The following is a 14,164-nucleotide window of genomic DNA, read 5'->3' as shown; positions in this document are numbered from 1 at the left end:
AGGACCTCCTCACGAAGGATTACGGAGCCGTCGCCATGGGGCACTACAAGTCGAATCTCCGGGACATCGAGTTCAACCTCTTCGAGGTGCTCGGCCGCGACAGTGTGTACGGCACCGGACCGTTCGCCGAGATGGACGTCGACACCGCCAAGAGCGTGCTGTCCGAGATCGCCCGGCTGGCCGAGAACGAGCTGGCCGCGTCGTTCGAGGACGCCGACCGGAACCCGCCGGTCTTCGACCCCGAGACCAACACGGCGCCGGTCCCGGAGACCTTCAAGAAGAGCTACCAGGCGTACATGGACGCCGAGTGGTGGCGGCTGGGCGTCCCGGAGGAGATCGGCGGCACGACCACGCCGCGCTCCCTGCTGTGGGCCTTCGCCGAGTCCATCCTGGGCTCGAACCCGGCCGTGTGGATGTACGCCTCCGGCCCGGCCTTCGCCGGCGTGCTCTTCGAGGAGGGCACCGAGCAGCAGAAGCACATCGCCAAGGTCGCCACCGAGAAGGGCTGGGGCTCCACGATGGTGCTGACCGAGCCCGACGCGGGTTCGGATGTCGGCGCCGGCCGTACCAAGGCGGTCAAGCAGGAGGACGGCTCCTGGCACATCGAGGGCGTGAAGCGCTTCATCACCTCCGGTGAGCACGACATGGCGGAGAACATCCTCCACTACGTGCTGGCGCGCCCCGAGGGCCACGGTCCGGGCACCAAGGGCCTGTCGCTCTTCCTCGTGCCGAAGTACGAGTTCGACTTCGAGACCGGTGAGCTGGGCGCCCGTAACGGCGTTTACGCGACCAACGTCGAGCACAAGATGGGCCTCAAGGCGTCCAACACCTGCGAGATGACCTTCGGCGACAAGCACCCCGCCAAGGGCTGGCTCATCGGCGAGAAGCACGACGGCATCCGCCAGATGTTCCGCATCATCGAGTTCGCCCGGATGATGGTCGGCACGAAGGCCATCGCGACCCTGTCGACCGGCTACCTGAACGCGCTGGAGTACGCCAAGGAGCGCGTGCAGGGCCCGGACCTGGCGGCCTTCACCGACAAGACCGCGCCGCGCGTCACCATCACCCACCACCCCGACGTGCGCCGCTCGCTGATGACGCAGAAGGCGTACGCGGAGGGCATGCGCTCCCTCGTGCTCTACACGGCCACCGTCCAGGACGAGATCCTGGTCAAGGAGGCCGCGGGCGAGGACGCGTCGGCCGAGCACGCGCTGAACGACCTGCTGCTGCCGATCGTGAAGGGCTACGGCTCGGAGAAGTCCTACGAGCAGCTGGCCCAGTCGCTGCAGACCTTCGGCGGCTCCGGCTACCTGCAGGAGTACCCGATCGAGCAGTACATCCGGGACTCCAAGATCGACACGCTCTACGAGGGCACCACCGCCATCCAGGGCCAGGACTTCTTCTTCCGGAAGATCGTCCGCAACCAGGGCGCGGCGCTGACCCAGCTCTCGGAGACCATCAAGAAGTTCCTGGCCGAGGCGGTCGGCGGCGAGGAGCTGGAGGGCGCACGCGGCGAGCTGGCCAAGGCGGCCGGTGACCTGGAGGCGATCGTCGGCGCGATGCTGACCGACCTCGCCGCCACGGAGAAGGACGTCAAGTCCATCTACAAGGTGGGGCTGAACACCACGCGGCTGCTGATGGCCTCCGGTGACGTCGTCATCGGTTACCTGCTGCTCAAGGGCGCCGCGGTGGCCCAGGAGAAGCTGGCGACCGCCTCCAGCAAGGACCAGGCGTTCTACCAGGGCAAGATCGCGGCGGCGAAGTTCTTCGCGCACAACGTCCTGCCGGGCGTCTCCGTGCAGCGCGGGCTCGCCGAGTCCGTCGACCAGTCGCTGATGGAGCTGGACGAGGCGGCGTTCTGATCCGCCGCTGAGGCTTTCCTCGCCTGCCGTTCATGGCCCCGTCCGGTCCGTCCGGGCGGGGCCATCGGCGGTTCCCGACCGTGGCCATCGACCGTTCCTAGCCAGCTTCTTGAACACCTTGGAACACAGGCGTCACGTCGGCCACGCCGACGCCGGATTCCACTCATCCGTACGGCGCACCACCCACCCGGTGCAACGCCTCCTTATGCTGAATCCATGAGCACATCTGTCCGCTTCGACCGCGGCCACACCGACGACCTGATGTCCTTCCTCGCCGCGAGCCCGTCGCCGTACCACGCGGTGGCGAACGCGGCGGCCCGACTGGAGAAGGCCGGCTTCCGGCAGGTCGTCGAGACCGACTCCTGGGACGGTGAGGCGGGCGGCAAGTACGTGCTCCGCGGCGGCGCCCTCATCGCCTGGTACGTCCCCGAGGGCGCGACCCCCGCGACGCCGTTCCGCATCGTCGGGGCGCACACCGACTCGCCGAACCTCCGCGTGAAGCCGATCCCGGACACGGGGGCGCGCGGCTGGCGGCAGATCGCGGTCGAGATCTACGGCGGCACGCTGCTCAACACCTGGCTCGACCGGGACCTGGGCCTGTCGGGGCGGGTGACGCTGCGGGACGGCAGCCACCGGCTGGTCAACGTCGACCGGCCGCTGCTGCGCGTACCGCAGCTGGCCGTGCACCTGGACCGGTCGGTCAACGCCGACGGCCTCAAGCTCGACAAGCAGCGGCACATGACGCCGATCTGGGGCCTGGGCGAGGTCCAGGAGGGCGGCCTGATCTCCTTCGTCGAGGAGGAGGCGGGGCTCTCCGCCGGCGAGGTGCGCGGCTGGGACCTGATGGTGCACAGCGTCGAGCCGCCCGCCTACCTGGGCCGGGACCAGGAGCTGGTCGCCGGGCCGCGGATGGACAACCTCCTCTCCGTGCACGCCGGTACGGCCGCGCTTGCCGCCGCGTCCGCGCAGGACGGCCTGTCCTGCATCCCGGTGCTGGCCGCCTTCGACCACGAGGAGAACGGCAGCCAGTCCGACACCGGCGCCGACGGCCCGCTGCTCGGCACCGTGCTGGAGCGTTCGGTCTTCGCGCGCGGCGGCAGTTACGAGGACCGGGCGCGCGCCTTCGCCGGTACGGTCTGCCTGTCCTCCGACACCGGCCACGCCGTCCACCCGAACTACACCGAGCGGCACGAGCCGGGCCACCACCCGCTGCCCAACGGCGGCCCGATCCTGAAGGTCAACGTCAACCAGCGGTACGCCACCGACGGCGGCGGCCGCGCGGTCTTCGCCGACGCCTGCGAGCGGGCCGGCGTGCCGTGGCAGAACTTCGTCTCGAACAACTCCATGCCGTGCGGCACGACGATCGGCCCGATCACCGCAGCACGGCACGGCATCACCACCGTCGACATCGGTGTCGCGATCCTCTCGATGCACTCGGCGCGCGAGCTGTGCGGCGCCGAGGACCCGCATCTGCTGGCCGCGGCCCTGACAGCCTTCCTGGAGGGCTGAGTTGGAGTTCTCCCTGCTGGGTCCGGTCAGCGTCACCACCGCCGCGGGCGAACTCGCGCTCGGACCCGCCAAGCGGCGCAGCGTGCTCGCGCTGCTGCTCCTGCGGCCCAACACCACCGTCCCGCTGGAGCAGTTGATCGACTCCCTGTGGGAGGACGAGCCGCCCGAGCACGCCCGCACGGTCGTGCAGGGACATGTGTCGCGGCTGCGCGCCACGCTCGCGGCGGCCGGCGCCGAGGCGTACGGCGTGGAGCTGGCCACGCACGGCTCGGCGTATCTGCTGCGGCTCCCCGAGGAGTTGATCGACGCGCACCGCTTCGGTGAACTGGTCTCGCTGGCCCGGCCCGAGGCGGCCCCGGCCGACGCCGTGCCGCTGCTGCGGGAGGCGCTCGGGCTGTGGCGCGGCCCCGCGCTGACCGGCACGGTCACCAGCCCGCCGTTCGCCGCCGCCACGCACGCGCTGGACGAGCGGCGGCTGACGGCGGTGGAGGCGCTGGCCCGTGCGCACAGCGCGCTGGGCGAGCACGAGCAGGCCGCGTCCGTGCTCTACACCGCCGCAGTGCAGCACCCACTGCGGGAGGGGCTGATCGCCGCCCTGATGCGGGCGCTGTTCCGGACGGGCCGCCAGTCGGACGCGCTGGACTGGTACCACCGCACCCGGCGGCTGCTGAACGAGGAGCTGGGCGTCGATCCGGGCGCGCGGCTGCGAGGGGCGTACGAGGAGATCCTGCGGGCGGAAGAGGCGGCGCCGGGCACCGGGACGGTACCGGCAGCCCGTACGGCGGACGGGCCGAGTGCTCCGGACAGCGGTACCGAACAGCCTCCCGCGGCGGTTTCACGTGAAACCGAGCCGAGCGGCGTCGGTACGGACGGTGGCGCGGGTACGGGCCCGGCATCGCCCCGGCTGCTGCCCCGGCCACCCGCCCGCTTCCTCGGCCGGGAAGCGGCGCTGGACCGGCTCACCGCGGCGCTGACCGGCGACTTCGGTCCGGAGAGCGACAGCCCACTGGCGGTCGTGACCGGCCCTGCCGGGGTCGGCAAGACCGCGTGTGCCGTGCAGTGGGCACACCAGCACGCCGCCGACTTCCCCGACGGGCAGCTCTTCGCCGACCTGCGCGGCTTCGGCGAGGGCGACGCGGCCGAACCGGCCGCCGTACTGCGCTTCTTCCTCACCGCGCTGGGCACGCCGGAGCACGCCGTGCCGTCCTCCCCGACGGCCGCCTCCGCGCTGTTCCGCTCGCTGGTCGCGGACCGCCGGCTGCTGGTCGTACTGGACAACGCCCGCAGCTCGGCGCAGGTGCGGCCGCTGCTGCCCGGCGGCCCCGGCTGCGCCACCCTCGTCACCAGCCGGAGCAGGCTGGACGGCCTGGTGGCCACCGACTGCGCCCGGCCGGTGGGACTGCAGGTGTTCGGCGTGCCGGAGGGCGTGGCGCTGCTGGGCGCGATGCTCGGCGCCGAGCGGGTGGACGAGGACCCGGAGGCCGCCCGCGAGCTGGTCGAACTGTGCGACGGGCTGCCGCTGGCGCTGCGTGCCGCGGTCGCCCAGCTGACCGCCCGGCCGCGCTGGCGGCTGACCCGGCTCGCGGCCGCGCTGCGCGACGAGCGGCGCCGGCTGTCGCTGCTCTCCGCGGAGGACACCGGGATCGCCTCGGCGCTGCGGATGTCCGTGGCCCGGCTCTCGGCGGACGACGCGCGGCTGCTGAGCGCGCTGGCGACCAGTACGGACGGGCAGCTGAACGCCTCGGCGGCGGCCGCGCTGGCCGGCTCGGACCTGGAGCACACGCAGGACGGGCTGGCCCGGCTGGCCGAGATGCATCTGGTCGACGAGAAGGCCACGGACGTCTACACGATCAGCACGCTGACCCAGCTCTTCGCCCGGGACGGGACGGGAGAGTCGGAGGAGACGGAACCGCACAACTGAGGTACGGCGCTTCTGGATTGACGGACCGCTGATTGATGGCCCCGCGGCCGGGTACTCGGCACGGGACCCGCCCGGAACCGCCGATCCAGAGGAGGCGCACATCATGGGCATCGGCTGGTGCATCGGTCTGCTCGCCGCCGGAGGCATCCTGACCTTCGCGGTGGACTGGCAGATGGCCGGGGTCAACCTCGATCTCGTGGGACTGATCCTGATGGCGGTCGGCATCATCGGTATCGCCGCTTACGTCAGCATCTTCAAGCGGCGGCGCATGCAGCCACCGCCGCCCGCAGCGCCCGTGATCGAGGAGACCCACCGGCACGGCTACGAGTGACCTGACCGCGGCCAGGTGACCACAACTCACATACGGACTTGCCAAAGGGGCGCCCGCGCAACGTCGCGCGGGCGCCCCTTTGGCGTGCGCGCACGTCCCGCCATGTCCCGCCGCCCCGCGCGCGTCGTCCCGCGCACTCACCGTCCCACGCCACGTCCCAGCAGGTCAGCGGCGTGAGCGGGACATCCCGGCGGATGGGATGTCCCATGGGACACGGCAGTCCCGGATTCCCCCTGATTCCCGCCCAATGATGGTTCCCGTCGCCGAGGCCGACAGGGCGCCGCACCGCACAGCGCGGCGTTCAGGAGCCTCACAAACGAGGGGAATTCACCATGGCACCGACCACGTACACGGCATTCCGCACGACCGCGCTGCGCCGCGTCCTTCCCACGATCGCCGCGGCGGGCATCGGCATCTCCGGCATCACGGCCTGCTCGGGCGGTGACGCCAAGGCGGACACCGGTACCAAGGCCGCCGCGCAGACCACCGTCAAGACGCGGGACACCAAGGCCGACCTGAAGACGCAGGGCGGGACGGCCGCCACCATCAAGAAGACCGCGGCCGGCAGCACCTTCCCGACCTGGGGGACGCGCTGGGTCGTGCACGCCACGCCGGACACGAACTCGCCCTCCGTCGGAATGATCAACAAGGACGCGGCGGGCCAGGACAAGATCACCGTCGACTACCAGGTCAACACGGGCAAGAAGGTCTGCGAAGGCAGCTCCTGCTCGACCTACATGGCGCACCTCACCGGCCCGGTGACCGGCTTCCTCAGCGTCGTCGCGGTCGACATCCCGCAGGACTCGCTGCCCGGCGTGCCCGTGCAGGGCGGCCCGCCGCCGGCCCCGGCGCCCGGCGGCACCCGCGGCGAGGCGCTGCAGCGCGCGGCCACCTGGCTGACCGCCAACAACGGTGCGCAGGTGCCCTACAGCCAGGCGAAGAACTGGAAGGACGGCTACCGCCAGGACTGCTCCGGCTACGTCTCCATGGCGCTGAACCTGGGCGCCCCCGGTACGAACACCGTGGGGCTCACCAGCTCGAAGATCACCCGGCCGATCGCCGTCAACGACCTGAAGCCCGGTGACCTGCTCATCGACGCGGCCGGTGACAACAACACCCGGCACGTCGTGATGTTCGAGAAGTGGGACAACCCCGCGCACACCTCCTACACCGCGTACGAGCAGCGCGGCGGCCACGGCACCGACCACCGGTCCCTCACCTACGGACTCAACGGCGGCGAGTTCAAGCCCTACCGCCCCGTGAAGTTCACGGACTGATCCGGGCGGTTTCCGGATCGTGTAACGAGAGGCACTTCCGCCACAGGGGAGCGGAAGTGCCTCTCGCGGTGCGTGCTGCGGCTGTGCTGGAATGCCGTGCGTGCAAGGGAAACCGAACCGTGCCACCAGTCCCCGCCGCAAGCCGCTCGCGCCCCTTCCCGATCAACTCGCCGGACCGGTACGCGACTTCGTGTCCGGGCTGCGGCACATGCATGGCGAGCTGGGCCTGAGCCTGAAGGAGCTGGAAGGCAGGCTCCCGGCCAGCAGATCGTCCCTGTCCCGCTACCTGCGGGGCCAGAGCCTGCCCGACGAACGGCTGTTGGTGCAGTGGTGCAAGCTCTCCTTCACCGGAGAGGACCGGCTTCCGGAGCTGGTACGGCTGCTGCACCGCGCCAACGAGGCAGCGACGGCAGGCGCGTTGGCCACCCCGGACGGCGCGGCCGAGGCTTCCGGGAGCGCGCCGGAGCGGCCGCCGAAGCCCGCGCGCCGACTGAAGCCGATCCTGGTGGGCGCCACCACGGCCGCGGTCCTCGCTGTGGCAGCCGTCGTCACATGGAGCCTGATCGACGACAACGGGCCCTCGGGCAGCGGTGTTTCACGTGAAACACCGGCCGCGAAGGGCACCGAGCGCATCACCGTCCATAACGTCGACAAGAAGTGCCGGCCCAAGCACACGCGCGAGTGCTCCATGGGACTGGCCATGGACCCGTACCTCGCCTACCGGCCGTCCAACATCGGCGGTCGCGTCTGGCACGGCGACCGGTTGACCGCCGAGTGCCGGGTCGCCAACGGCGTCACCGTCACCGATGAGGTAGGCGGCCACAGCAGCATCTGGTTCCAGGTCCGGCAGGACGGCAAGAAGCTGTGGATGCCCGGCATCCGGATCGACCCCGGCCAGCTCCAGTACTCGACGCTCGACAGCTGCGAGTGACCGGGGTCCGTCCGTCCCCGGCCTACGCCTCGCTGTCCAGGCCCGCGAGGACCAGCCCCAGCCGGGCGGTCCCGTCCGCGGTGACCGTGACCGGCACGCCCCAGTCCTGCTGGTGCACATGGCAGGCCGGATACTCGATGTCCGGGTCGTCGTCACAGGACGCGGCCATCGCCGAGACGTGCAGCACGCCCTCGGTGACCCCGTCGGCCAGGACCAGGTCGCGGCTGAGATCCGTATCGGCGCCGTCGCCCGCCGCCAGCAGCTCCGGCGGGGTCGAGCTGACCAGCAGCCGGGTGGACGGGCCGTAGCGGGTGTCCAGCTTCTGCCCGGCCGGTGCCTGGAAGACCACGTCCAGCCGGAGCCGGCCGGGGGCCACCTCGGTGGCGGCGCGCTGGGTGCGGTGCGCGACCGACTCCACCCGTACCGCCTCCTCGGGCAGCCGCAGCCGGGTCAGCCGGTGCCGGGCCGACTCCACGACGACGATGTCGTCGCCGACGAGCACCGCGTCCGACGGCTCCCGCAGGTCGGTGGCGAGCGTGGTCACCTCGCCGGTCGCCGGGTCGAAGCGGCGCAGCGCGTGGTTGTAGGTGTCGGAGACCGCGACCGAGCCGTCCGGCAGTGCGGTGACGCCCAGCGGGTGCTGGAGCAGCGCCTGGTCGGCGGCGCCGTCGCGGTGGCCGAAGTCGAAGAGGCCGGTGCCCACGGCCGTGTGCACCACGCCCTCGCGGTCGATCCAGCGGACCGCGCTGGTCTCGGAGTCGGCGATCCACAGCCGGTCCTCGGTGGCGGCCAGGCCCGACGGCTGCGCGAACCACGCCTCGGCGGCCGGCCCGTCCACCAGACCCTCGTTGGTGGTGCCCGCCGCGGCCCGCACGGTCCCGGCCTCCGGGTCGTACGTCCACAGCTGGTGCACGCCGGCCATGGCGATCCACACCCGGCCGTCGAAGTACGCCACGTCCCACGGCGAGGAGAGGTCCACCTCGCGCGCCGGACCCTCGGTGGGCGAGCCCTGCCACCACTGCTTGCCGGTACCGGCGACGGTCGCGACCTCGCCGGTGGCCGGGTCGAACGTGCGCAGCGCGTGGTTGACCGTGTCGGCGACGATCACCTTGCCGTCCGGCAGCAGCGCGAGGCCCTGCGGCTCGCTGAAGGCGGCCCGCTCGGCCGTACCGTCCGCCAGGCCGCGCTCGCCGGTGCCGATCCGCCGCAGCACGCTCTCGCCGTCCCCGTCCAGCTCCACCAGCTGGTGCCGGGTGGTGTCCGAGACCAGGAAGGAGCCCCCGGGCAGCTGAAGTGCCTTGCCGGGGAAGCGGAGGTCGGTGGCGACCGGCTCGGGCGGTACGTACGGGCCGTCGCCGCGCCGCAGCGTCCCCTTCGCCTCGTGCTCCGCCTCCAGCTCCTCGACCAGCTTCTCGATGGCGTGGGCGTGGCCCTCACCGGCGTGCTGGGCGACGACGTAACCCTCGGGGTCGATGACGACCAGCGTCGGCCAGGCGCGGACGGCGTACTGCTTCCAGGTGGCGAGCTCGGGATCGTCCAGGACGGGGTGCTCGACCTCGTACCGCTCGACCGCGTCGACGACGGCCTGGTGCTCCGCCTCGTGCACGAACTTCGGGGAGTGCACGCCGACGATGACGACGGTGTCGCGGTGCCGCTCCTCCAGCTCCCGCAGCTCGTCCAGGACGTGCAGGCAGTTCACACAGCAGAACGTCCAGAAGTCCAGGACGACAATGCGTCCCCGCAGGTCGGAGAGGGTCAGATCCTTGTTGCCGGTGTTGAGCCAGCCGCCCTTGCCGATCAGCTCGGGGGCCCGGACGCGCGCACGTGAAGCCATGTGGACATTCAACGCCACCCACCCGGTCGCGCATTCCGGCGGGGCCCGCGGGAAGTCCTCAGGACATGAGATACCTGGTACGCGACCGGATCTTCGGGATCGGCGAGGACTACTGGATCGAGGACGAGACGGGCCGCAGCGTCTACCTCGTCGACGGCAAGGCGCTCCGGATGCGGGAGACCTTCGAGATCAAGGACCGCGCGGGCCGGGTGCTGATCACGCTGCGCAAAAAGGTGCTGAGCCTGCGCGACACGATGACGATCGAGCGGGACGACCAGGTCATCGCCACCATCCGGCGGAAGCGGCTGTCGCTGCTGCGCAACCACTACCGCGTGGAGCTGGTGGACGGCACGGAGCTGGACGTCAGCGGCAAGATCCTGGACCGGGAGTTCGCGGTCGAGTACGACGGCGAGCTGCTGGCGGAGATCTCCCGGCGCTGGCTGACCGTGCGGGACACCTACGCGGTCAACGTGGTGCGGGAGGACGCCGACGCCGCACTGATCATCGCGATCGCGGTGTGCGTGATCCGGCTGGCGGAGCGGGAGCGCGAGGGCTGACCGGCCTGGGCCTCACCGCCGCAGCGCGAGGGCTGAGAGCCCCCGCGCACGGCCCGCGGGTCACGGCGTCGGCAGCCCCAGTACGCGGTCGCGCAGTACGGGGAAGGAGTGCCGGACCTTGCCGACCAGCTCCGGGTCCAGCTCGGCGCTGATGATCTCCTCATCGGGGCCGGCCTCGGCGAGCACCTCGCCCCACGGGTCGACGATCACGCTGTGCCCGGCCTGCTCCACGCCGGCGTGCATGCCGCCCGTGCCGCAGGCGAGTACGTACGTCTGGTTCTCCACCGCCCGGGCGCGGGCCAGCAGCGACCAGTGCGCGCGGCGCCGCGCGGGCCAGCCGGCCGGTACGACGAGGGTCTGCGCGCCGGCGTCCACCAGCTGTCGGAACAGCTCGGGGAAGCGCAGGTCGTAGCAGGTGGCCAGGCCGAGCGTGGTGTCCGGCAGGGCGACCGTCACCGGCTCGGTGCCGGCGCCCAGCAGCGTCGCCTCGCCCTTGTCGAAGCCGAAGCGGTGGATCTTGCGGTAGTGCGCGGCGCGCTCGCCGTCGGGGGAGTAGACCAGCGAGGTGTTGTAGAGGACGCCGTCCGCGCCGCGCTCGATGACCGACCCGGCGTGCAGCCAGACGCCCGCGTCCCGCGCCGCCGCCGACATGAGCTGGTGGGTCGGACCGTCCAGCGCCTCCGCGACCTCCTCGAAGGCGTCGAAGGCGAAGGCGCCCACCGGCCACAGCTCGGGGAGCACGACGAGATCCGCGTCCGCCTGGGAGCGCACGAGTGAAGCCACCCGCTCCCGGCGGGAATTGACCGGTTCCTGCTGGTCCACACCGACTTGGAGCAATGAAGCGCGCACAGTACCACCGCCTGGTCTTCCGAGCCCGGTCCGTCGTCAAAAAATGCCTACGATGGTCACCCGAAAGCACTGCCGGGGTGCCCGTGCGCAGCGTAACTTAACTGCACAGACAGCAGCCCGCGTACAAACCGTCCGAGGGGTCCCGTGACCGTCCACCCAGTCCTTCAGCCCTCCATCGACGCCTGGACGCACTCCATCGAAGCAATATCCGAGCTGGTGACGCCGCTCGTGGAAGGGGAGTGGAATCGCGCCACGGAATGCCCCGGCTGGTCGGTGCGGGACATCGTGTCCCACCTCATCGGCCTGGACTGCGAGGCGCTGGGCGATCCCCGCCCCATCCACTCGCTGCCGCGCGATCTCTACCACGTACGCAGCGAGTTCGCGCGGTACATGGAAATGCAGGTCGACGTCCGCCGGCATCACACGGGTCCGGAGATGACGGCGGAGCTGGAGTACACCGTCATCCGCCGCGCCCGGCAGCTGCGCAACGAGACGCGGGAGCCGGACGCGACGGTCCGCGGCCCGCAGGGCAAGGAGCAGACGCTCGAACACGCGCTGAAGGTGCGGGCATTCGACACCTGGGTGCACGAGCAGGACATCCGCCGCGCGCTCGGCGAGCCCGGCAATCTCGACTCCCCCGGCGCCCATCTCACCCGCGACTTCCTGATCCCGGCGCTGGCCAAGGTCGTGGCCGAGGACGCGGGCGCGCCGGCCGGCTCCGCCGTGGTGATCGATGTGACCGGGCCGGTGGAGTTCATGCGGACCGTACGGGTCGACGCGCAGGGCCGCGGGACGGTCGACGGCAGCGTCTCGCTGGGCCCGGACGTCACGCTCTCGACGGACTGGGAGACCTACGTCCGGCTGGCCTGCGGCCGGGTGCGCCCTGCGGCCGTCGCCGACCGGGTCAAGGTCGAGGGCGATCAGGAGCTGGCCGGGGCCGTGCTGGAGCACTTCGCGGTGACGCCGTAGGCGCGGGGCGCGCGCCCGGAAGACACACCGACGCACGCCCGGCACGGGGCGGTCACACCGGTACGTGCACCGCCTCCACCCGGCTCGCCACCGTCCGCTCGCGCTCCCGGCGCGCCGCCCGCTTGCGCAGCCGCAGGATCTGGCTGACGCCGATCGCCTCCAGGACGAAGACCGTCGCGAAGGCGATGCGGTAGTTGTCGCCGGTGGCGTCCAGCAGCACGCCGACCGCCAGCAGGGTCGTCATCGAGGCGGTGAAGCCGCCCATGTTGACGATGCCGGAGGCGGTGCCCTGCCGCTCCGGCGGGTTGGCCGGGCGGGCGAAGTCGAAACCGATCATCGAGGCCGGACCGCACGCGCCGAGCACGACGCAGGTGAGGACCAGCAGCGCCATCGGCGCGTGCCCCGGCCAGCAGAGCATGGCGGCCCACAGCGTCGCCGTGGCGCCGACGGTACCGAGCGCCAGCGGCATCCGGGCCGCGTGGTGGCGGGCGATGACCTGCCCGTAGACCAGCCCGGAGGCCATGTTCGAGACCACGATGAGCGTGAGCAGTCCGCCGGCCGCGGTCTCGGTCAGCCCCTGCGCCTCGACGAGGAACGGCATCCCCCACAGCAGCAGGAAGAACATCGCCGGGAACTGCGTGGTGAAGTGCACCCACATGCCCAGCCGGGTGCCCGGCTCGCGCCAGCACTGGGATATCTGCTGCCGTACGTAGCCGCCGCCGGCCGACGGCGGGCCCGCGGGTGCCGGCTCGAAGCCCTCGGGGTGGTCCTTGAGGAAGAGCAGTACGAGAGCGATCACCGCGATGCCGCAGACGGCGCTGCCGGCGAAGGTCGGGGTCCAGCCGAGGGTGTCCAGCAGCCGCGCGAGGACGAGGGTGGAGACGAGGTTGCCGGACATGCCGATGAGGGCGGCGATCTGCGCGATCATCGGGCCGCGCCGGGCCGGGAACCAGCGCGTGCCCAGCCGCAGCACGCTGATGAACGCCATCGCGTCGCCGCAGCCCAGCAGCGCGCGGGAGATCAACGCCATGACGTACGAGCCGGACAGCGCGAAGCCGAGCTGGCCGACGGTGTAGAGCGTCGCGCCGAGGATCAGGACCTTCTTCGGGCCCATCTTGTCGACCATCAGGCCGACCGGTATCTGCATGCCCGCGTAGACCAGCAACTGCAGGATGGAGAAGGTCGACAGCGCCGAGGCGTTGATGTGGAACCGCTCGGCCGCGTCCAGTCCCGCGACGCCGAGGCTGGTGCGGTAGATGATCGCGACGAAGTAGACGGCGACGCCGATGCCCCAGACCCACATGGCCCGCCGGCCGCCGGGCGGATCACCGGGCAGCGTCATCGGGGCGCTCCGTGCGGTACTCATCGCACGTCCCCCTGGGCGAGGTTCCGCACCCAGCTGACGTGCCGGTGCACGGCGGCGGTGGCCGCCTCCGGGTCGCCGGCCCGCAGCGCTTCGAGGATCTCGGCGTGCTCGGCGATGTTCTTCGCGATCCGGTCCGGGTGCGCGTGCATCACCGCGATGCCCATCCGCAGCTGGCGGTCGCGCAGCTGCTCGTAGAGCCGGACCAGGATCTGATTGCCCGCACTGCGCACGATGGCGGCGTGGAAGCAGCGGTCGGTGACCGAGACGGCGGCCAGGTCACCGGCGGCGACCTGCTCGCGCATGGTCGCCAGCAGCGACTCCAGCTCCTCGATCAGCGCGGCCGGCGCGGGCACGGCCTTGCGCGCCGCGTGCTCCTCGACCAGCAGCCGGGTCTCCACGACGTCCGCGATCTCCTGCGCGGAGACCGGCAGGACCAGCGCGCCCTTCTTCGGATAGAGCTTGATCAGCCCCTCGACCTCCAGCCGCAGCAGCGCCTCGCGTACGGGCGTCCGCGACACACCCACGGCCTCGGCGAGCTCGCCTTCGGTGAGCAGCATGCCGCCCTCGTAGCGGCGTTCGAGGACGGCCTGCTTGATGTGCGCGTACACCCGCTCGGCAGCCGGCGGCTGCTTCACGGGGGCGGGAGAGGCTGAGGCTGATGGCATGCGCACATGATAGATACAACAGGTATGCGTCTGCAGATGCCGTCCATCATCCGGACCCGAGGCGCAACGCCCGAGGTCCGAGGCCCGGGCGAG

Annotated in this window: 12 protein-coding genes; 8 read left to right on the top strand and 4 right to left on the bottom strand. The window is 71.5% G+C overall.

What is annotated here, in order from left to right:
• The first annotated feature begins 35 nt into the window (after positions 1 to 35).
• The 6 genes from AB0I82_RS24735 to AB0I82_RS24710 all read left to right on the top strand — a co-directional run bounded on the left by AB0I82_RS24735 (position 36) and on the right by AB0I82_RS24710 (position 7,831).
• On the top strand, positions 36 to 1,862 hold the full coding sequence (locus AB0I82_RS24735) for an acyl-CoA dehydrogenase (protein WP_363259526.1): 1,827 nt from the start codon (positions 36 to 38) through the stop codon (positions 1,860 to 1,862).
• Between the two features lie 216 nt (positions 1,863 to 2,078).
• Positions 2,079 to 3,371 (top strand): M18 family aminopeptidase, encoded by a 1,293-nt coding sequence (locus tag AB0I82_RS24730; protein WP_363259525.1) that lies wholly within the window; start codon positions 2,079 to 2,081, stop codon positions 3,369 to 3,371.
• A 1-nt stretch (position 3,372) separates the two neighbouring features.
• A complete protein-coding gene (locus tag AB0I82_RS24725) occupies positions 3,373 to 5,292 on the top strand; it encodes a BTAD domain-containing putative transcriptional regulator (RefSeq protein ID WP_363259524.1) in 1,920 nt (639 codons plus the stop codon).
• 103 nt (positions 5,293 to 5,395) lie between these two features.
• The gene (locus AB0I82_RS24720) at positions 5,396 to 5,623 is read left to right on the top strand and encodes a DUF6458 family protein (protein ID WP_030259226.1); all 228 of its coding nucleotides are present in this window, start codon (positions 5,396 to 5,398) and stop codon (positions 5,621 to 5,623) included.
• Positions 5,624 to 5,955: 332 nt separating this feature from the next.
• Entirely contained in the window at positions 5,956 to 6,900 is a 945-nt protein-coding gene (locus AB0I82_RS24715; RefSeq protein WP_363259523.1) for a hypothetical protein, read from the top strand.
• A 100-nt stretch (positions 6,901 to 7,000) separates the two neighbouring features.
• Positions 7,001 to 7,831 carry an XRE family transcriptional regulator gene (locus AB0I82_RS24710; protein WP_363259522.1) on the top strand — a complete coding sequence of 277 codons (831 nt, stop codon included), beginning with the start codon at positions 7,001 to 7,003 and terminating at the stop codon, positions 7,829 to 7,831.
• 22 nt (positions 7,832 to 7,853) lie between these two features.
• On the opposite strand, the gene AB0I82_RS24705 is transcribed toward AB0I82_RS24710, so the two are convergent.
• Positions 7,854 to 9,665 (bottom strand): NHL domain-containing thioredoxin family protein, encoded by a 1,812-nt coding sequence (locus AB0I82_RS24705; protein ID WP_363259521.1) that lies wholly within the window; start codon positions 9,663 to 9,665, stop codon positions 7,854 to 7,856.
• A 65-nt stretch (positions 9,666 to 9,730) separates the two neighbouring features.
• Here AB0I82_RS24705 and AB0I82_RS24700 point away from each other — a divergent pair, with 65 nt between their 5' ends.
• Entirely contained in the window at positions 9,731 to 10,222 is a 492-nt protein-coding gene (locus AB0I82_RS24700) for an LURP-one-related family protein (protein WP_363259520.1), read from the top strand.
• A 60-nt stretch (positions 10,223 to 10,282) separates the two neighbouring features.
• On the opposite strand, the gene AB0I82_RS24695 is transcribed toward AB0I82_RS24700, so the two are convergent.
• Positions 10,283 to 11,071 (bottom strand): carbon-nitrogen family hydrolase, encoded by a 789-nt coding sequence (locus AB0I82_RS24695; RefSeq protein ID WP_363259519.1) that lies wholly within the window; start codon positions 11,069 to 11,071, stop codon positions 10,283 to 10,285.
• 144 nt (positions 11,072 to 11,215) lie between these two features.
• Between AB0I82_RS24695 and AB0I82_RS24690 the strand changes: the two genes are divergently transcribed.
• On the top strand, positions 11,216 to 12,040 hold the full coding sequence (locus AB0I82_RS24690) for a maleylpyruvate isomerase family mycothiol-dependent enzyme (RefSeq protein ID WP_363259518.1): 825 nt from the start codon (positions 11,216 to 11,218) through the stop codon (positions 12,038 to 12,040).
• 52 nt (positions 12,041 to 12,092) lie between these two features.
• Here AB0I82_RS24690 and AB0I82_RS24685 read toward each other — a convergent pair whose 3' ends face one another.
• Both AB0I82_RS24685 and AB0I82_RS24680 read right to left on the bottom strand, forming a co-directional pair.
• Positions 12,093 to 13,406, bottom strand: coding sequence for an MFS transporter (locus AB0I82_RS24685; protein ID WP_363259517.1), 1,314 nt, complete (start codon positions 13,404 to 13,406; stop codon positions 12,093 to 12,095).
• On the bottom strand, positions 13,403 to 14,071 hold the full coding sequence (locus tag AB0I82_RS24680; protein WP_363259516.1) for a GntR family transcriptional regulator: 669 nt from the start codon (positions 14,069 to 14,071) through the stop codon (positions 13,403 to 13,405). Before AB0I82_RS24680 ends, AB0I82_RS24685 begins: the two co-directional genes overlap by 4 nt.
• Positions 14,072 to 14,164: the final 93 nt, after the last annotated feature.

It is taken from the genome of Streptomyces sp. NPDC050315 (genome assembly GCF_040655775.1).
In the GTDB taxonomy this organism is placed as follows: domain Bacteria; phylum Actinomycetota; class Actinomycetes; order Streptomycetales; family Streptomycetaceae; genus Streptomyces.
This window is presented reverse-complemented; position numbering and strand designations above follow the sequence as displayed.

What these genes read in the sequence shown, in the direction of transcription:
- AB0I82_RS24715 (WP_363259523.1), top strand. Translation starts at nt 5,956, where the DNA reads ATGGCACCGACCACGTACACGGCATTCCGCACGACCGCGCTGCGCCGC.
- AB0I82_RS24705 (WP_363259521.1), bottom strand. Translation starts at nt 9,665, where the DNA reads ATGGCTTCACGTGCGCGCGTCCGGGCCCCCGAGCTGATCGGCAAGGGC.
- AB0I82_RS24720 (WP_030259226.1), top strand. Translation starts at nt 5,396, where the DNA reads ATGGGCATCGGCTGGTGCATCGGTCTGCTCGCCGCCGGAGGCATCCTG.
- AB0I82_RS24735 (WP_363259526.1), top strand. Translation starts at nt 36, where the DNA reads ATGGGGCACTACAAGTCGAATCTCCGGGACATCGAGTTCAACCTCTTC.
- AB0I82_RS24700 (WP_363259520.1), top strand. Translation starts at nt 9,731, where the DNA reads ATGAGATACCTGGTACGCGACCGGATCTTCGGGATCGGCGAGGACTAC.
- AB0I82_RS24680 (WP_363259516.1), bottom strand. Translation starts at nt 14,071, where the DNA reads ATGCCATCAGCCTCAGCCTCTCCCGCCCCCGTGAAGCAGCCGCCGGCT.
- AB0I82_RS24730 (WP_363259525.1), top strand. Translation starts at nt 2,079, where the DNA reads ATGAGCACATCTGTCCGCTTCGACCGCGGCCACACCGACGACCTGATG.
- AB0I82_RS24685 (WP_363259517.1), bottom strand. Translation starts at nt 13,406, where the DNA reads ATGAGTACCGCACGGAGCGCCCCGATGACGCTGCCCGGTGATCCGCCC.